Below are 17,769 nucleotides of genomic sequence, written 5' to 3'. Positions count from 1 at the left end.
ATCTGCATGCCTCGTATTTGCTCCGTCGCACCACCACCCATCGGCAGGAACGGGCGCGGCAAAGCGATGTGAACGATGACACGGTTTTTCCGTCATGCCCTCCAATCACGCCAGTTCCGCACGGATGAGAGGACTGATCCAGTTCATGTTAACGCTAACCGACGCCCTGGCACCGTTCCTCCCGGCGGTGCCACAGGCAGGTGATTGCTGATGCGGCGTAAATCCGTCCTCGCCGCGGTCATCGCGGCGGTGCTTCTCGCGGTGGCCAGCGGTGGTACGGCACTGAGCAGCAGCGTAACCACGTCACGCGCGGCGAGCGCCGCCGCCGCGACGCCAGGATGCGGCAAGACTCCGACACTCAGAAGCGGCACGCAATCGATCCAGACTAGCGGCCAGACTCGCTCCTTCATCCTGAGAATTCCCGACAACTACAACAACACCAACCCTTACCGGTTGATCTTCGGGTTCCACTGGCTCGGCGGCACCGCCAACGACGTCGACTCAGGCGGGAGCAGCGGATTCACCTGGTCCTACTACGGGCTCAGGCAACTGGCGAACAACACTGCGATCTTCGTCGCCCCCCAGGGGCTGAACAACGGCTGGGCCAATTCCGGCGGGCAAGACCTGACCTTCGTCGACGACATGATCAGGCTGATCGAAGCAGACCTGTGCGTCGACACCACGCAGGTGTTCGCCGGAGGCTTCAGCTACGGCGGCGGCATGAGTTACGCCCTGGCCTGCGCCCGGGCGACGGTCTTCCGCGCGGTCGCGGTCTACTCCGGCGCACAGCTCAGCGGATGCAGCGGCGGCACCCAGCCCATCGCCTACATCGGGTTCCACGGCCTCAGGGACAACGTACTCAACATCTCGCAGGGCCGGTCGCTGCGCGACACGTTCGTCAGGAACAACGGTTGCACTTCCCAAAATCCGCCCGAACCGGCACAGGGCAGCCTGACGCACGTCGTCACCGCCTACTCGGGATGCCGATCCGGATACCCGGTCGTGTGGGCGGCGTTCGACGGGGGTCACACCCCTGGTCCAGTGGACGGGTCCACCGCTGACGACGGCGCACGTACCTGGACCAAGGCAGTGGTGTGGAACTTCTTCAATCAGTTCCAAAGCACGAACGACACCACTCCGCCGACCTCTCCGGGCACTCCCGCCGTCTCCAACGTGACCGCCACCAGCGCCACCCTGACCTGGACGGCATCCACCGACCAGGGCGGCTCCGGCCTGGCGGGTTACAACGTCTACCGGGAGCAGGGCGCCACCGACCCGCTGCTCGGCCAGTCCGCCACCAACTCGATCACCCTGACCGGGCTGACCGCCGACACCGAATACCAGGTCTACGTACGAGCACGCGACGGCGCGGGCAACCTGTCGGCCAACTCCGCGTTCGTCACGTTCACCACGACCTCCACCGGCGGCGACACCACGCCACCCACCGCCCCGGGCGGGCTGGCGGCCTCCGGCACCACCGCCGGCGGCACCAATCTGTCCTGGGCCGCTTCCACTGACGACGTGGGGGTCGCCGGCTACGACATCCTGCGCGCACCCGGGGCCACCGGCGGCACCTTCGCCCAGGTCGGCACCTCGGCCACGACCTCGTACAACGACACGGGCCTGACCCCGAGCACCACCTACCGTTACCAGGTCCGCGCGCGGGACGCCGCCGGCAACCTCTCGCCGGTGTCCAACACCGTCCAGGTCACCACCAGCGGCACCACCACCGGAGCCTGCTCGGCGACGCCGACCGTGCAGAGCCAGTGGGGCACCGGCTACGTGATCCAGCCGCTGACCATCACCAATACCAGTACCTCGACGATCACCAATTGGACGGTCACGTTCACGCTCCCGGCCGGGCACACGCTGACCGGCTCGTGGAACGCCACCGTCACCACCAGCGGGCAGACCGTCACGGCCAAGAGCGTGAGCCATAACGGCACGTTGGCCCCCGGAGCCGGCACCACCAGCTTCGGCTTCCAGGCCAGCCGCCCCGACGGCAACACGGCCCTGCCATCCGGATACACCTGCACCAGCGCGTAACCTTGCGACCGGATATCGGCCCAGCCCTCGCGGACCTCTCGGTGGGGCTGGGCCGCACCCCTTCTTCCTCACCGCTGCTGACAGCGCCGGCGCGCATCGACCTCGGAGCGGTATCCGTACCGGCATGCGAGAAGGCCGCCCGCGGTGAAAGCGGACGGCCTTCTGGGAGGCAGGAGCCTCAGCTGTAGGAGTAGGACTGCGCGCTGCAGCCGGTGATGCAGGGCCCGGGGTAGAGCTGCTGGGTGGAGCAGCCCCAGGTGGCGGTCAGGGTCGTGGCCGAGGAGGGAATGCTGATCGCCGGTCCGTTGGTGGTGCTTTTATCGGCGTAAGCCACATTGTTCTGATGGGTCTCGGTGGAACCCGGACAGTACCGTCCTGCTACAAGGAGAGATGTCCACCGATGTACAAAACTCCCTGTTGCAGTCGACACGAGGGCGCGCATTCTGTGAATGGATTTCCCGTCTCTCCCTGCCGGTCGCAATCCAGAGCGCGCGGGCCCGCGCGCCCGAGACGCCGCGGGACATGCCTTCTCGAGGGGAGGATCACACAATGGCCACGGACTGGACAGCCCCATATAAAGGACCGCTCTCCGAAACAAGCGGTGAATCGCGGTTTCCGTACGGCCCGTAAAAGGGCGACGATCTCGCCCCAGGGATCAACAGGCTGGTCGCAGACCATGTGACGCCGTGCGATGTGGCGGTCGTACCTTGACACCTGGCGGCGGGACTCCAGAGGGAGCCAGTGCGGCACGATGACCGGGCGTGTTCCTTCGCCTGGCTGTCCATGGAGTGGTGGGTGCAGTCGTGCCGTCGCGAGCTGCTTGACCGCTGCCTGCTCTGGAACCGGCGAGACCGCCTCGGCGGAATCCTCCGCGAGTACTCACATGCCGCTTGAACTGCACGGATGGAATGTTCGGCAGGCGCAGTGGCAGGGCGGGCGAGACTTGAACCCACGGCCCACGGCCCACGGCCCACGGATATGGGTCAGGGACCTCGTTCCCGGCTGAGGAAGCACGACAGGAGTCGCCTGAAGTCGTGCGGGTGTTCGAGCGCCGGCACGTGCCCGCATCGGCCGAGCACGTGCAGACGGACATCGGCCAGGTGCTCGAGCAGGGGCAGGGCTGCCGTCCCGAGCGGGGTGACCCGGTCCTCGGCACCGTGGACGAGCAGCACGGGTGCGCGCACCCCTGCCAGCGTTCGCGCCGAGAGGGTGAGGTCGTCGGCCCAGCGTGCCCTGGGGGGAGGGAACAACGACGCGAATGCGGCCGCCCCCGCTCGCATCGCGGCCGCACGGGCGGCGACGGCCGACTCGGTCACGAGCGCCTGGTCGAGGACGAGGCGACTCAGCATGTCCCGTGCCCCGAGCGGGTCGGCAGGGGCGGCCCAGATCGCGTCGAGCTCGGCGGACAGCGGCGCCCCGGGGGCGCCCATCGTCGAGACCGCCACGACATGGGTGACCTGCCCGGGACGCGCGGCCGCCAACGCCAGCGCCACGGCGCCGCCCATGGAGTGGCCCACCACGGCGTAGTGCTCGGCACCGAGAGCATCCATCAGGCCCGCGGCCTGCTCCGTCCACAGCCGGAGCCCGCCCCTGGAGCCGGCCGGGAGCGGTGTACGGCCGAACCCCGCCTGGTCAGGAGCCACCAGGCGCCAGGACGTGCCCAGTGCCTGTGCCGTCGTCGCCCAGGCGCCGGATCCGGTCGTACCGGGTCCGGAGCCGTGCAGCATCAGCACCGCGGGCCCGGTGCCGCTCTCCAGGACGTGGACGGGGGAGCCGTCGACTGTGACGGTCCGAGATGCCGTCACCGGGACGGGCCAGGTGCGCTCATGCCGATGCGGAGTTGACGGACTTCGAGAAGACCTCCATCATCGCCCGGCCGAATTTCGGCATGTCCGGCCATCCCCTGCAGGAGACGAGGTTGCCGTCCACGACGTCGGGAGCGTCGATGACCGTCGCGCCCGCGTTCTCCATGTCACCGGTGATGGGCGGGAAGCACGCGGTCTTGCGGCCCTTCAGCAGCCCGTACACAGCCGGCACCTGGGCGCCGTGGCACACCAGCGCGATCGGGAGGTTGCGCGCGAAGAAGTGCTCGGTGATGCGCCTGACGTCGGCGTCGACCCGGATCCACTCGGGGGCACGTCCTCCGGGGATGATGAGGGCGTCATAGCGCTCGACGTCGACCTCGGCCCAGGGCACGTCAACCGGCAACTTCCGGCCGTTCTTCTCCACGTAGGCGTCGGAGTCGGGGTCGAACTCGTGGATGACCAGCTGAACGTCACGCATCGTCCGTGACGAGACGTCAACGTCCCAGCCGCCCTCCTGTACGCGATAGTAGGGATACATGGTGTCGAGCTCCTCGGCGGCGTCGCCGGTCAGGAGCAGCGCTCTGGGCACCTGCTTCTCCTCGCATCTGGGGCGGGTGAGGTGGATCCAATCCGATCCGATCGGGTTGACATAGCATTCCCCGGCCCGGCCCGCCCGTCAAGCCTCTGCCACCATTCCGTCCGCGCCCTTGGCCTCGTCGAACAATCGCCGGAACCGCTCGCCGGACCGCAGGATGTGCCGGCGCATGGCGTAGGCGGCGGCGTCGGGGTCACGCGCGGCGATCGCGGTCAGGACTTCTTCGTGCTCGGCCATGGCCAGGAGAGTGACCTGGGTGTCGTGGAGAAGCCGGAACAGGTGCACGTGCGTGTGCAGGCGGGCGAGCGCTTCGCGGATGACCTGGTTCTCCGCGCTCAGGGCGACGAGATCGTGAAAGGCGGCGTCGCGCAGCCCGAAGGCGCCATAGGCCATGAGCCCGCCGCCCTCCTCCAGCTCCGCCATCTCCTCCAGCAGCCGCCGCATACCGGCCACCTGCTGCAGGGATGCGCGTTCGGCGGATCTGCGCGCCGCCGCCGGCTCGAGGAGCAGGCGGACCTCGAGCATGTCCTCGAATCGGTGACGGGTGATCTGGGGGGGAATGCGATAGCCGGCGTGAGGCACACGCACGACCAGGCCCTCGGCCTCCATACGGTTCAGAGCGTCTCGGATCGGCGTCTGTGAGACCCCCAGCTCTCGTGCCAGGGCGTCGATCGTGACGCGGGAGTCCGGCTCGATCCGTAGCGACATCATCTGTCCGAGCAGCGTGTCGTACACCTCGTCGGCAAGCCGGCCGCGAGATCTTCCCGGCGGGATTCCGCCCGTCATGGCCCCACGGCGCCGCGCGATCATCGCTTCGTCGTCCATCGTGACGTGAGGTCCTTTCTTGCGTCTTCGGGAACCTGCTGGCATCGGTCGCAGCATCGGGGGATGTTGACGCTCCCATTCGGATCGTATAGGAAAGGTGGCGGACGCCAGCCATCCTTCACCCATCGGGGATCGCCCGCCATCGCTCCGCTTCGATCAGTTGGAGCTCTTATGAGCATGCTCGACGTCCTGTTCGGTTCGCCATCGGGCCGCACCAGGACCGATGGACTTCCCGACTGCTTGAAGCCCCATGAAGTCGCGGCGTACTCGTGACGCCGGTCTGCTGATCAGCCCCTGCGACAGCCGGCAACCCGCCTGACCGACCCGGCAACTGCTCGGCGAAGCACGCGGCACGGCTCCAGAAATCCCCCCAGAAAGCAGGCAAGAAGATGCGGTATTCACAGCGAACAGGACGATTGTCGGTTCCCGGTCGAAAGGCACGGCTGGCTACGGCGGCCATGTTAGTGGCCACGACCGTGGCGGCTTGCGGCGGTCAGGACGGCAGCGCCCCCAAGGCGCCGGCGACCATCCCGGAGCTCACCAAGGATCCGCTGACCCTCAGCTTCATCTGGTTCGACTGGCCCCCCGCCCACGCGCTGGAAGCCTTCGCGAACGCGGAGTACACCAAGGGGCGGCCGAACGTGACCATCAAGGTCAAGACCGTGCCGAACGCGAACTGGCACGACGCGATGTTCACCCAGTTCGCCGCACACAAGACCGACTTCGACATCCCGATCCTGGACTCGCAACACATCGGCGAGGCCGTGACGAACGGCAACATCCTCGACATCACCGACTTCGTCAAGAAGAACATCGACGTCAAGGCCTACAACCCGTACCTTCTGGCGGCCTACGGCCAGTTCCCCCAGGCGGAGACCGGGAAGCGCGACGAGAACGCCAGCCTGTACGGACTGCCGCTGCTCGGCGACACCTGGACGATGATCTACCGCAAGGACCTGATCGGCGACAAGCCACCGCAGACCTGGGACGAGATGATCTCAGTCGCCGAGAAGTGCCAGGCGGACAACCCCGGCGTCAGCGGGCTGGCCTTCCACCAGGCCAACGGCTCCGACGCCGCGGCCGTCACCTACAACACGGTCAATGGCGTCTACGGCGGCAACCTCTGGGACCCCAAGACGCGCAAGATCGACGGCGTCCTCAACGACGCCGCCGGCCAGGAGGCGATGGACGTCCTGGTCAACAAGATGAAGCCGCTGACCGCCAAGGGCTCAGGCAACTGGTTCATCGACGAGGTGAACGCGGCGGTCGCCCAGGGCAAGGCCTGCATCGCGTTCAACTGGATCGCCGCGAGCGGCGGGCTGCTCGACCCGAAGCAGTCGACGCTCGGCACCACGCGGGAGCAGATTCTCGACAAGCTGGGCTTCGCCCCCCTGCCGAGCCAGAAGACGAACCTGGTGCCTCTCGGCGGTATGGGGATGCACGTGTCGGCCTACTCGCCCGAGGCGAACCAGGCGGAGGCCCTGAACTTCATGAAGTGGTTCGAGCAGGGTGATATCCAGAAGAAGTGGGCCGCGGCTGGTGGCGTGCCATCGCGTACGGACGCCCTGGAGTCGCCCGAGTTCCTCAACGCCCAGCCGTTCAATCAGGTGTACACCGACTCGGTTCCGCGGATGCGGGACATGTGGAACGTGCCCGAGTACGCGCGCCTCGTCGACATCGAGAACACCAACGTGAACGCGGCTCTCAACGGCGCGAAGGCGCCGAAGGACGCGCTCGACGACATCGCCAAGCAGCAGCAGGGAGTGCTCAACGCCAGCAGTGGCAAGGGCGGCGGCGGACTGTGAGTGACTCCGCCCCTCTGACGACCGACCACCCCGGGCAGGTGGCGTCCGCGACGCCGCCCGCACCGGGCCGGTCCCGCCGCTTGAGCGACCGCGGGCTCGCCGTGGCCTTCACCTCTCCCGCGCTGCTGCTGTTGCTCGCCATGTCGGTGTTCCCGTTGCTGTGGGCGTTGTACCTGTCCTTCACCGACTACTCGGCCACTCGCGGCGGGCCCGCCCAGTTCCTCTGGTTCGAGAACTACACCGCCATCCTGACGTCGCCGCAGGTCCACCAGAGGGCCCTGACGACGTTGATCTACGTGGTCGGCGCGGTCGCCCTGCAGACCGTGCTCGGTTTCGCCATCGCCTACCTGATCTCACGGCGCGCGCACGGACGAGGACTGCTGACCACCCTGTTTCTGGTCCCGATGATGCTGTCGCCGGTCGTGGTCGGGCTGTTCTGGCGATTCATGCTCGACGCGCAGTTCGGCGTGATCAACAGCATGCTCGGCTCGCTGGGCCTGGGGCAGGTGGAGTGGCTCACCCGGCAGCGAACGGCACTGCTCTCCCTTGTCCTGGTCGACACCTGGCAATGGACGCCGTTCATCATGCTCATCGCACTCGCGGGCCTCACCGCGGTTCCCAAGTACCTGTACGAGGCCGCCTCGATCGATCGGGCGTCCGAGTGGTTCCAGTTCCGTACCATCACTCTTCCGCTGGTGTGGCCGCTGCTTCTCATCGCCGTGCTGTTCAGGGCCATCGAGGCCTTCCGGCTGTTCGACCTCGTCTACATCCTCACCAGCGGAGGCCCGGGCGTCTCCACCGAGACGTTGTCGTTCCACGTCTACAAGGTCGCGTTCCTGGGCTTCAACACCGGAACCGCCTCGGCGTACGGGATCCTCATGGTCGTCATCGTCATCGTCCTGACGCAGCTCTACCTGCGCTACTTGAACAAGCTCAAGGAGGACTGATGGCCCTCTCCGTCGACGAGGCCGTGTCCACCGGCCCTGCCGGGGATCACACGCCCCCCTCGCGCCGCTTCGGCGGCCGGGGCCGCGCCGTGCTGGAGGTCGCGCTGTTGACCGTGCTGGCCGTCGTGATGCTCTTCCCGGTGCTGTGGATGATCGAGACGTCCATCAAGGAGAACCGGGACGTCTACGCCATCCCGGCCAAGTTCTTCGACTTCAAGGTCACCATGGAGCATTTCAAGGACGTGTTCGTCGCCTCCGGCGGCGGTCGTTCGACCTTGTCCGCCTCGTTCCTCAACTCCGTCCTGGTCGCCGGGGTCTCCACGGCGCTGGCCACCGTGCTGGGGGTCCCGGCGGCCTGGGCCTACTCACGCTTCGCCGTGAAGGCCAAGAAGGACCAACTGTTCTTCATCCTGTCCACCCGCTTCATGCCGCCCGTGGTGGTCGTGATTCCGATCTTCCTCATGTACCGCCAGGTCGGGCTCATCGACACCAAGCTCGGCCTGATCCTCATCTACACCGCCTTCAACGTCCCGTTCACGATCTGGATGATGAAGGGGTTCGTCGACGAGGTGCCCGCGGAGTACGAGGACGCCGCCATGCTCGACGGCTACACCCGCTTGCAGGCGTTCCGGCGATTCACCCTTCCCCTGCTCCTGCCCGGCATCGCCGCGACGGCGGTCTTCGCACTCATCTTCTCGTGGAACGAGTTCGTGTTCGCCATCTTCCTCACCTCCAGCGACGACGTGCGGACGGCCCCGCCCGCCATCGCCGGCCTCATCGGCGGAACCACAGTGGACTGGGGTCTCGTGGCCGCCGCCTCCGTGGTGTTCGCCCTGCCGGTGCTCGTCTTCGCCTACCTGGTGCGCAAGCACCTCGTCGCCGGTGTGACGCTCGGGGCGGTGCGACGCTGATGGCGGGCATCGAGGTGAGCGCCCTGCACAAGCGCTACCCGGACGGGACGGTCGCAGTCGATCACGTGGACCTGTCCATCCGCGACGGCGAGCTGTTCGTGATGCTCGGCCCTTCGGGTTGCGGCAAGACGACCACGCTGCGGGCCATAGCCGGCCTGGAAAGGCAGACGACGGGCAACATCCGCATCGGCGACACGCTGGTCGACGACCTGCCGCCCGCCGACCGCGACATCGCCATGGTGTTCCAGTTCTACGCTCTCTACCCGCATCTGAGAACCCGCGACAACCTGGCGTTCCCGCTGCGGGCCGAGGGACTGCCCAAGGCGGAGGTGCGCAAGCGGGTCGACGAGGCCGCCGGGCTGATGCGGCTCGGTCCGCTCCTGGACAGGCGGCCGCACCGGCTGTCCGGCGGGGAGCAGCAGCGCGTCGCGCTCGCCCGCGCCCTGGTGCGACGACCGCGCGCGTTCCTCATGGACGAACCCCTCACCAATCTGGACGCGGAGCTGAGGGCGGACATGCGCACGGAGATCAAGCACCTGCAGGGGGAGCTGGGGACGACGATGGTCTACGTCACTCACGACCAGGTCGAGGCGATGTCGCTCGGTCACAGGATCGCCATACTCAACAAGGGCCGCGTCGAGCAGATCGGCACGCCGCTGGAAGTCTACGACCGCCCGGCGAGCCTTTTCTGCGCCGCGTTCATCGGCTCCCCGCCGATGAACCTGATCGAGGTGGAGGTGGCCGACGGGAAGCTGCGCAGTCAGGGCGGGCTGGCCCTCACGCCACCGCCGGGCCTGCCGCGCGACCGTCGCCTGGTCGCGGGCGTCCGGCCGGAGGCGCTGGAAGTCACGGAACCAGGGGCGGAACGTTCGGTCCCGGCCCGCGTGGTCTCGGCGGAGTGGCTGGGCGACGAGATCATCTACGTGGTCGACCACGACGGACAGCGCGACGTACGGGTTCGGATGCCACCGACTGTCCGTTTCACCGCTGACGCACCGGTCGGGCTGCGGCACACCGGCGGGCCCCCGCCGGTCTACGACGTGAGCACGGAAGAGCTGGTGGCCTGATGGGAACCGTGGCAGTGCGCGGGCTGCGCAAGTCCTTCGGCAAAGTCCAGGCCCTGGACGGGGTGACGCTGGACATACCGGACGGCTCGTTCTTCGTCGTGCTCGGACCCTCCGGGGCGGGCAAGACGACGACCCTGCGAGCGATCGCCGGCCTCGAGCAGCTTGACGCCGGGTCGGTGCACCTGGACGGGAGGGACGCGACCGGTGACAGCCCGGCCGCACGCGACCTGGCCATGGTCTTCCAGAACTACGCCCTCTACCCGCGACACACGGCGTACGAGAACATCGCTTCGCCGCTGCGGGCACGCCGCTGTTCCTCCAGCGAGATCGCCGCTGCCGTCGAGCGGATGTCGAGCCTGCTGCACATCGAAGGTCTGCTGCAGCGTCGTCCCGCGCAGTTGTCGGGTGGTGAGATGCAGCGGGTCGCCCTGGCCCGGGCGCTGGTCCGTCACCCGCGCGCGTTCCTCATGGACGAGCCGCTGACGAACCTCGACCTCAAGCTCCGCGTCGAGATGCGCACCGAGCTCACCCGCATCCACCGCAGCCTCGGAGCGACCTTCGTCTACGTGACCAACGACCAGGTCGAGGCCCTGTCCATGGCCGACCAGGTCGCGGTCCTCAGGGAGGGAAAGGTGCAACAGGTCGGAACGCCGGCCGAGGTGTACGAGCGCCCGGCCAACCAGTGGGTCGCGGGATTCGTCGGGAGCCCGCCGATCAGCCTGCTCGCCTGCCACGCCGAGGGAGATCGTCTGGTCGGGGCGGAAGGCTGGACGCTGCCGCGGCCCCGCTGGACCACGGCTGAGGACGGTCGTCCGCTGCTGCTGGGCCTGCGCGCGGAGGACCTGTCCGTCGAGCAGCGTGGGGACGCGTCGTTGCCGGGTGAGCTCTACGGCCTTGAGCCGCTCGGTGACCGGACGGTGGTCGACGTCCGGGTGGGGACGCAGATCCTCAAGGTCAAGGCACGAACCACCGTCACCGGTACGCCGGGCGAGCGGCTGCTCGTCACGGTCGACCTGGACCGTGCGCACCTGTTCGATGCGGGCACCGGGCTGGCGCTGTCCGAGGCCGGGAGGTAATCGCGCAGTGCGGCGAGGTCGATATGCGCCGGCACCTGGCGATCGAGCCTCGGCGGACCGTCACCGGTGAGCACGGCCTGACGCGGACATCACCGAGAACATCACAGGAGGCGACGCGATGAGTGACCCGATGAACGTCCTGGCCCCCGAGCACCGGCGGCTCCGGATCGGCGACGCCTGGCGCGACGCTGCCGGCGGAGCCACCTTCGCCGTCGAGGACCCGGCCACCGGCAAGACCATCGCCGAGGTGGCGGACGCCGACGTCGTCGACGGGCTCGCCGCTCTGGACGCGGCGAGCAAGGCGATGGCGGAGTGGGCGGCGACCCCACCGCGGCAACGGTCGGAGTTGCTGACCGCGACGTACCGGGTACTGACCGGGCGATCCGAGGAGGTCGCCCGGCTGATAACGCTCGAGATGGGCAAGCCGCTTGCGGAGGCTCGCGGAGAGGTGGCCTACGGCGCCGAGTTCTTCCGCTGGTTCGCCGAGGAGGCGGTGCGCGTCGAGGGGCGCTACAACACCGCTCCCGCTGGTGGATATCGCATCCTCACCGTGCCGAGGCCGGTCGGACCGTGCGTCTTCGTGACACCTTGGAACTTTCCGCTGGCCATGGGCGCCCGCAAGATCGCTCCTGCGCTGGCGGCGGGCTGCACGACGATCACCAAGCCGGCGGCCCAGACGCCACTCACCATGCTGTTCCTGGCCCGCATCATGGAGGAGGCCGGCGTTCCTCCGGGCGTCGTCAACGTCGTGACGACCAAGCGTGCCGGCGAGGTGGTCTCGGCACTGCTGGCCGACCGTCGGACCCGCAAGCTTTCGTTCACCGGGTCGACCGAGGTCGGGCGCGTGCTGCTCCGGCAAGCGGCGGACAACGTGCTGCGCACCTCCATGGAGCTGGGCGGCAACGCGGCCTTGATCGTGTGTGCCGACGCGGACCTGGACGTCGCGCTCGACGGTGCCATGGTGGCCAAGATGCGCAACCTCGGGGAGTCCTGCATCGCGGCCAACCGCATCTACGTCGAGGAGCCGGTGCGCGAGGAGTTCACGGCACGCTTCGCCGAGCGGATGGGCGCGCTCTCGGTGGGCCATGGTCTGGACGACGGCGTGGACGTCGGGGCGCTGATCGACGAGGCCGCGGTCACCAAGATCGACGAGCTCGTCGCCGACGCGGTCGATCGCGGAGCCCGTGTCCTGGTGGGCGGCGAGCGCCCGGATGGGCCGGGCCACTTCTACCCGCCCACGGTCCTCGTCGACGTGCCCGACGACGCGCGGATGCTGGAGTCGGAGATCTTCGGTCCGGTGGCCCCGATCATCTCGTTCACGTCCGACGACGAGGTGATCGCGAAGGCCAACGACACCGAGCACGGCCTGGCCGGATACGTCTTCACCCGTGACCTCCAGCGGGCGCTCCGGTTCGCCGAGGGGCTGGAGACGGGGCTGCTCGGCATCAATCGTGGTCTGGTCTCGGACCCGTCAGCTCCGTTCGGAGGGGTGAAGCAGTCGGGGATCGGCAAGGAGGGGTCGCACGAGGGCATCCTCGAGTATCTCGACGTCACCTACGCGGCGATCGACCTGCCGTGACCGGCCGGCGTGCGCGCCCGCGCCACCCGGCAGCCCACCTTGCCGACGCCGTCCCGGTCTCGCAGGTGACCCGGACGTCCGCCCGGCACATCACCGCCGACGTTCCAGAGAGGCACGGACATGCTTGAGACCGTCCGCGGACCACGCCAGCTGATAGTGGGCGAAGGGGTCGCGCAGAACATCCCACGAGTGGTGGCCGAGTGTGGCTCGCGAGTCCTCGTCGTGACCGACCGGGTCCTGCTGGGGCAGCCTGCCGTGGCCGAGATCGTGGCCGCCGTACGGGAGAAGGTCGAAGTCGTCGGGGTGTTCGCCGACGCGACTCCGGACGTGCCACTCACCGATGTCGCCCTGGCCGTCTCGGCCGCCGCAGAGGTGGACGCCGACGTCATCCTCGCCATCGGAGGCGGCACGGTGATCGACCTCGCCAAAATCGTCGGCGTCATCCGGTGCCACGGCGGGACGCCGCGCGACTTCTACGGGGAGTCGAGGGTGCCGGGGCCGACGACGCCGCTCGTCGCGGTCCCGACGACATCAGGCACCGGCTCCGAGCTCACGCCCGTCTCGGTGCTGACCGACCCGGACCGCGAGCTGAAGGTGGGGGTCTCCAGCGTCCACATCGTGCCCGACTTCGCCATCGTCGACCCCGAGCTCACCTACACCTGCCCCGCGACCGTCACTGCCCACTCCGGCATCGACGCGTTCTGTCACGCGGTGGAGAGCTACACCGCGCGACCCCGCGCCCACGGACCGCGCGACCCGGTGGAACAGGTCTTCCTCGGCCGCAACCCGGTCACCGACCACTACGCGCTCCTGGCCGCGGAGCGGATCGCCCGCAGCTTGCCCCATGTCGTCAGGGACGGAGGCGATAAGGACGCGCGCGCGGACATGTCCTATGGGTCCATGCTGGCCGGGCTCGCGTTCTCCCACGCGGGCAACGCGGCTCCGCACGCGCTCCAGTACCCCATCGGCGCGGCCACCCACACACCGCACGGCCTGGGCGTCGGGCTGCTGCTGCCCTACGCGCTGGACGCGGCCAGGGACGCCATCGGCGACCGGCTTGCCATCCTCGCCCGGGTGTGCGGGCTCGACGTGACCGACGCCTCGGACGCCGAGGCCGCGGATGCGTTCCTCACCTGGCTCGACGGGCTCCTTGCCGACATCGGCATCCCTGCTGCCTTGGCGGACATCGGCGTGGCACGCGCCGACCTGCCACGCTTCGCGGAGATGGCCGGCGGCGTCACCCGCTTGATCCAGAACCATCCAGGCCCGACCGACACCGCCAGCCTGACCGCTCTCCTCGAAGCGGCCTGGCTCGGGGACCGGACCCGACTTTCCTGACTCCGAAGCAGAGATAGTGGCTCTGGCCCCCTTTCGGTGATGACGGAACGTGGCCAGCCGAGCAGGATGCGGTGGCAAAGGAGAGCGAACCCGGCGCGGCCGTACATCTGCCGTTCGAGGAGCTCATGCTCGCCGCGAGAGTCAGGTCTGGGCCAGCCAGGAGCGGCACAGCCACCAGGCGTCCACCCCGCCGAACGTGGCGGACGGGTCGATCCCGGTGACCTCGGCGAAGCGCTGCAGCCGGTTGCGCACGGTGTTGGGATGCACGAACAGCCTCTCGGCCGCCACGTCCACGTCCCGATCGGCCTCCAGCCAGGCGCACACCGCACGGGCCACAGGCTCGGCCCGCGCGCCGAGCGCCGTCCACGCCGGCCGGTGGTGGTCGAGCAGCACCGCGGCCAGGTCGGCCCGGTCGACCACCGCGGCGAGCGCCGGCACCCGGGCGACATGGACGATCCCGGCCAGGCCCGCCGACTCGGCCGCGCTCAGCGCGGCGACCGCGAGATGTCGTACGGCGGCCAGTTCCTCGGGCTCGGCGGGGCCGGCGAGCCCGGCCACCACCCCGGCCCTGGCGGCACGACTCGACGGCGCCCGGCCGAGCACCCCGACCAGCAGCCCGTCCACGACCGCGCACAGGACCGGGGGTTGATCACGCAGCGAACGCTCCAGACCTGCGGCGGCCTCGCCCGGCCGGGCGGCCAGCACCCACAGCCCGCCCGCGACGGGCAGTCCCGCCTCGGCGGCTGCCAGCGCGCCGGCCGAACCCCCGTCGAGCAGCCGCCGCAGGATGGCGGCCTCCCGATCCCGCGTTCGCGGGCCCTGCCCGGCCTTCGTGGCATGGTGAGCAGTGATCAGCCTGGCCCGTACGGCCTCCGCCCAGTCGTCGTACAGCTCCCGCGCGTCCAGCAGGCGTTCGGCGCCGACCCCGGCCGCGCCCGCCACCTCCCGGGCCCGCGACCAGATGGCCCGCTCGGCCACGTGGATGGCCCCCAGCACCGCCTCGACGGGCACGCCCTGCCGGGCCCGCGTCACGGCGAGCTCCTCCACGAACGACAGCTCCGCCTCCGTCGGGCCGCGCCTGGCCGCCAGCGCCCGGGTCGCCGCGACGAGCAGCGCGCGCGTGTGCCCGGCGATGTCGGCCGACGACAGGGCGGCGACCTCTCGCACCATCGTGCGTACGCCGGCCACGACCGACGACATCAGGTCGGCGTCGCCGACGACCCGTTCGATGAGGTCGACCACCGGGGTCCAGTCGTCGCGAGCGTCCACCCCGCGATCCTGCCCTGAGATTGTGATCCGCCACAACCCGGGGCGGCAAAACCGTGCGGAGCACCATGGTCCGGCCCCTGATCAAGCCCTAGCCTTGGAGACCACCACAACAACCCCTCCGCGAGAAGGCAGCATCACGTGTCCTGGACCAGGCGCCTGCATGGCGCACGCGCCGCCGCCGGCACCGGACACGCGATGACGCGGCGGTCCCACCGTCACGGCGAGTCGTAGCCCCCGTTCGCCACGCCCTCTGACGTAGCCGAGTTTTCCAGGAGAGCCCCACCCATGACCCCCTCGTGCCGGGTTGCCGTGATCGGCGCCGGAGCGGCCGGACTCGCCACCACCAAGGCCCTGCTCGACGTCGGCCTCGACGTCGTCACGTACGAGAAGGGCGACCGGCCCGGCGGGCTGTGGGCCCGCGACAACAGCAGCGGCCTGTCACCCGCCTATGCCTCCCTGCACCTCAACACCAGCAAGGGCCGCACCGAGTTCGCCGACTTCCCGATGCCCGCCGAGTGGCCGGACTACCCGTCGGCCGACCACGTGGCCGGCTACCTCGCCGACTACGCGAAGACCTTCGGCCTGACCCCGCACCTGCGATTCGGCAGCACGGTGACGCGCGTGGAGCGCGAGGGCACAGGACTGCTCCCGTGGGTCGTGACGACCGAGTCCGGAGAGGCCGGCCGTTACGACGCGGTCGTGGTCGCCAACGGCCACAACTGGGACCCCCGGCTGCCCGAGCCCGGCTACCCCGGCACGTTCGACGGCACCCAGCTGCATGCCCACGACTACCGCACCCCCGAGATCTTCCGGGACCGCCGGGTGCTGGTGGTGGGCATGGGCAACTCCGCCATGGACATCGCCGTCGACGCCTCGAACGTCGCCCGCGGCCCGGTCCTGCTCTCGGCCCGCCATGGCGTGCACATCGTGCCGAAGTACCTGTTCGGCCGGCCCGCGGACGCCACCGGCGCCGCCATGGCGGCGCTGCCGTGGCGGGTGCGCCAGCGCGTCGCCGAGACGCTCCTCCGGCTGGCCGTCGGCACCCCGCAGAGCTACGGCCTGCCGGCCCCCTCCGGCGGCCTCTTCCAGAACCATCCCACGATCAGCGACACCATCCTGCACCGCCTCACCCATGGCGAGGTGACCGCACGGCCCGGCATCGAGCGCCTCGACGGCGACCGGGTCGTCTTCGTCGGCGGCACGTCCGACCCGGTCGACGTGATCGTCTGGGCCACCGGCTACCGCGTGACCATCCCCTTCCTGTCCTCCCGCTGGGTCGGCGACGACGCGGAGCGGCTGCCGCTGTACCAGCGGGTCTTCCATCTGCAGGACCCGAGCCTGGCCTTCGTGGGGCTCATGCAGTCCACAGGCGCCGCCCTGCCCGTCGTCGAGGCCCAGGCCAAGCTGGTCGCCGCCCACTTGTCCGGCCGCTACGCCCTGCCCACCCCTCTGGAGCAGCGGCGGGCCGTCGCCCGCGCCCTGCGCGCCGCCACCGAGCGGTGGGGCGGCGACCGGCGTCCCATGATGCGGATCGACTTCGACCGCTATGTCGCCGATCTGCCCCGCGAGATGAAGGCCGGCCGCGTCCGGCTGCTGCGGGGAGCCCGGCCGTTCACCCCTGCCCGCCGTGAGGAGACCCCCGCGTGAGCACGTCCCGAACCTCGCCCGGCCACCTGCACGGCCGCCGCCGTGACGCTCGCGGCCTGCGGGTCCTCATCACCGGCGCGTCCGGTACGTTCGGCCGGGCGATCAGTGCCCGCCTGGCCGGGCTCGGCGCCCACGTCGTCGGCCTGGACCTGGCTCCGCGCGCCGATGACCCGGTCGAGGTCCTGGCCTGCGACATCACCGACGATGCCGCCGTGCCCGACGCCGTGGCCGCCGCCGTCGCGAAACTCGGCGGCCTCGACCTGCTGATCAACAACGCCGGCATCGGCGGGCCGGCCCCGGCCGAGCTGCCGCCCGGCGCCGAGGTACGCCGCCAGCTCGACATCAACCTGCTCGGCGCCTGGCGCGTCACCGCCGCCTGCGTGGACGCCCTCGTCCAGTCCCGCGGCAGGGTCGTCATGCTCTCCTCGCGGATGGCCGTCATGCAGCTCCCGCTCGCGGCCGCGTACGGCGCCTCCAAACGAGCGCTCGTCGCGTACGCCGACGCGCTGCGACTGGAGATCGGCACCCACGTCACCGTCACCTGCGTCTACCCGTCGGCGGTACGCAGCCCCATCCACGACTCGACCGCCGACGCGGGCCTGTCCCTGGAGGGCATGAGCAGTTACGAGCCGCTGGAGGGCGTGGTCGACGCCGTGCTGCGCGCCGCCCTGGGCCGCGCACGGCGAGACGTCGCGACCACCCGCCGTGGCGCCGTCGAGCTGTTCCTGGCGCGGCACCTGCCCTCGGTCACCGACCGGATCATCGCCCGTACCCTGTCCGGCCGCGTCCGTTCCGGCGCGTTCGACGGGGCCGAGCTGGCCGCCGGCGTCGTCGCGCGCCACGCGCGAAAGCCGTGAGC

16 protein-coding genes are annotated in these 17,769 nt (G+C 69.6%); 10 read left to right on the top strand and 6 right to left on the bottom strand.

The window, feature by feature from the left end:
• Positions 1-453 precede the first annotated feature (453 nt).
• Positions 454-2,046 carry a cellulose binding domain-containing protein gene (locus BMW85_RS46530; RefSeq protein WP_245775475.1) on the top strand — a complete coding sequence of 531 codons (1,593 nt, stop codon included), beginning with the start codon at positions 454-456 and terminating at the stop codon, positions 2,044-2,046.
• A gap of 178 nt (positions 2,047-2,224) precedes the next feature.
• Here the strand turns inward: BMW85_RS46530 and BMW85_RS50225 are convergent, their stop codons facing one another.
• The 4 genes from BMW85_RS50225 to BMW85_RS46515 form a co-directional block, all read right to left on the bottom strand.
• Positions 2,225-2,380, bottom strand: coding sequence for a hypothetical protein (locus BMW85_RS50225; protein WP_177241245.1), 156 nt, complete (start codon positions 2,378-2,380; stop codon positions 2,225-2,227).
• Positions 2,381-3,029: 649 nt separating this feature from the next.
• Positions 3,030-3,851, bottom strand: a complete 822-nt coding sequence (locus BMW85_RS46525; protein WP_091094175.1) for an alpha/beta fold hydrolase — start codon at positions 3,849-3,851, stop codon at positions 3,030-3,032.
• Positions 3,852-3,870: 19 nt separating this feature from the next.
• Positions 3,871-4,440 carry a DJ-1/PfpI family protein gene (locus BMW85_RS46520; protein WP_091094174.1) on the bottom strand — a complete coding sequence of 190 codons (570 nt, stop codon included), beginning with the start codon at positions 4,438-4,440 and terminating at the stop codon, positions 3,871-3,873.
• A gap of 87 nt (positions 4,441-4,527) precedes the next feature.
• Positions 4,528-5,271: a GntR family transcriptional regulator gene (locus BMW85_RS46515; RefSeq protein WP_091094173.1), complete on the bottom strand. Its 744-nt coding sequence runs from the start codon at positions 5,269-5,271 to the stop codon at positions 4,528-4,530.
• A 458-nt stretch (positions 5,272-5,729) separates the two neighbouring features.
• Here BMW85_RS46515 and BMW85_RS46510 point away from each other — a divergent pair, with 458 nt between their 5' ends.
• From BMW85_RS46510 to BMW85_RS46485, 6 genes are all read left to right on the top strand, one after another.
• Positions 5,730-7,076: an extracellular solute-binding protein gene (locus BMW85_RS46510; protein WP_218156234.1), complete on the top strand. Its 1,347-nt coding sequence runs from the start codon at positions 5,730-5,732 to the stop codon at positions 7,074-7,076.
• Positions 7,073-8,023: a carbohydrate ABC transporter permease gene (locus BMW85_RS46505; protein WP_091094171.1), complete on the top strand. Its 951-nt coding sequence runs from the start codon at positions 7,073-7,075 to the stop codon at positions 8,021-8,023. Before BMW85_RS46510 ends, BMW85_RS46505 begins: the two co-directional genes overlap by 4 nt.
• The gene (locus tag BMW85_RS46500; protein ID WP_091094170.1) at positions 8,023-8,934 is read left to right on the top strand and encodes a carbohydrate ABC transporter permease; all 912 of its coding nucleotides are present in this window, start codon (positions 8,023-8,025) and stop codon (positions 8,932-8,934) included. Before BMW85_RS46505 ends, BMW85_RS46500 begins: the two co-directional genes overlap by 1 nt.
• Positions 8,934-10,001 (top strand): ABC transporter ATP-binding protein, encoded by a 1,068-nt coding sequence (locus BMW85_RS46495; protein ID WP_091094169.1) that lies wholly within the window; start codon positions 8,934-8,936, stop codon positions 9,999-10,001. The genes BMW85_RS46500 and BMW85_RS46495 overlap by 1 nt, the downstream gene beginning before the upstream one ends.
• Positions 10,001-11,077 (top strand): ABC transporter ATP-binding protein, encoded by a 1,077-nt coding sequence (locus tag BMW85_RS46490; protein ID WP_091094168.1) that lies wholly within the window; start codon positions 10,001-10,003, stop codon positions 11,075-11,077. The genes BMW85_RS46495 and BMW85_RS46490 overlap by 1 nt, the downstream gene beginning before the upstream one ends.
• Positions 11,078-11,195: 118 nt before the next feature.
• Positions 11,196-12,656, top strand: a complete 1,461-nt coding sequence (locus BMW85_RS46485; protein WP_091094167.1) for an NAD-dependent succinate-semialdehyde dehydrogenase — start codon at positions 11,196-11,198, stop codon at positions 12,654-12,656.
• On the opposite strand, the gene BMW85_RS50220 is transcribed toward BMW85_RS46485, so the two are convergent.
• Positions 12,632-12,778: a hypothetical protein gene (locus BMW85_RS50220; protein ID WP_177241244.1), complete on the bottom strand. Its 147-nt coding sequence runs from the start codon at positions 12,776-12,778 to the stop codon at positions 12,632-12,634. The genes BMW85_RS46485 and BMW85_RS50220 overlap by 25 nt on opposite strands.
• Between BMW85_RS50220 and BMW85_RS46480 the strand changes: the two genes are divergently transcribed.
• Positions 12,777-13,994: an iron-containing alcohol dehydrogenase gene (locus BMW85_RS46480; RefSeq protein WP_091094166.1), complete on the top strand. Its 1,218-nt coding sequence runs from the start codon at positions 12,777-12,779 to the stop codon at positions 13,992-13,994. The genes BMW85_RS50220 and BMW85_RS46480 overlap by 2 nt on opposite strands.
• Positions 13,995-14,135: 141 nt before the next feature.
• Here the strand turns inward: BMW85_RS46480 and BMW85_RS46475 are convergent, their stop codons facing one another.
• A complete protein-coding gene (locus BMW85_RS46475) occupies positions 14,136-15,263 on the bottom strand; it encodes a helix-turn-helix domain-containing protein (RefSeq protein ID WP_245775474.1) in 1,128 nt (375 codons plus the stop codon).
• 285 nt (positions 15,264-15,548) lie between these two features.
• On the opposite strand from BMW85_RS46475, the gene BMW85_RS46470 reads away from it, so the two are divergent.
• Both BMW85_RS46470 and BMW85_RS46465 read left to right on the top strand, forming a co-directional pair.
• The gene (locus tag BMW85_RS46470; RefSeq protein WP_091094165.1) at positions 15,549-16,910 is read left to right on the top strand and encodes a flavin-containing monooxygenase; all 1,362 of its coding nucleotides are present in this window, start codon (positions 15,549-15,551) and stop codon (positions 16,908-16,910) included.
• Entirely contained in the window at positions 16,907-17,767 is an 861-nt protein-coding gene (locus BMW85_RS46465) for an SDR family NAD(P)-dependent oxidoreductase (protein ID WP_091094164.1), read from the top strand. The genes BMW85_RS46470 and BMW85_RS46465 overlap by 4 nt, the downstream gene beginning before the upstream one ends.
• Positions 17,768-17,769: the final 2 nt, after the last annotated feature.

Source organism: Nonomuraea wenchangensis (assembly GCF_900111685.1).
GTDB lineage: Bacteria > Actinomycetota > Actinomycetes > Streptosporangiales > Streptosporangiaceae > Nonomuraea > Nonomuraea wenchangensis.
Note: the sequence above shows the minus strand (reverse complement) of the source record. Positions and strands in the feature narration are given on the sequence as shown.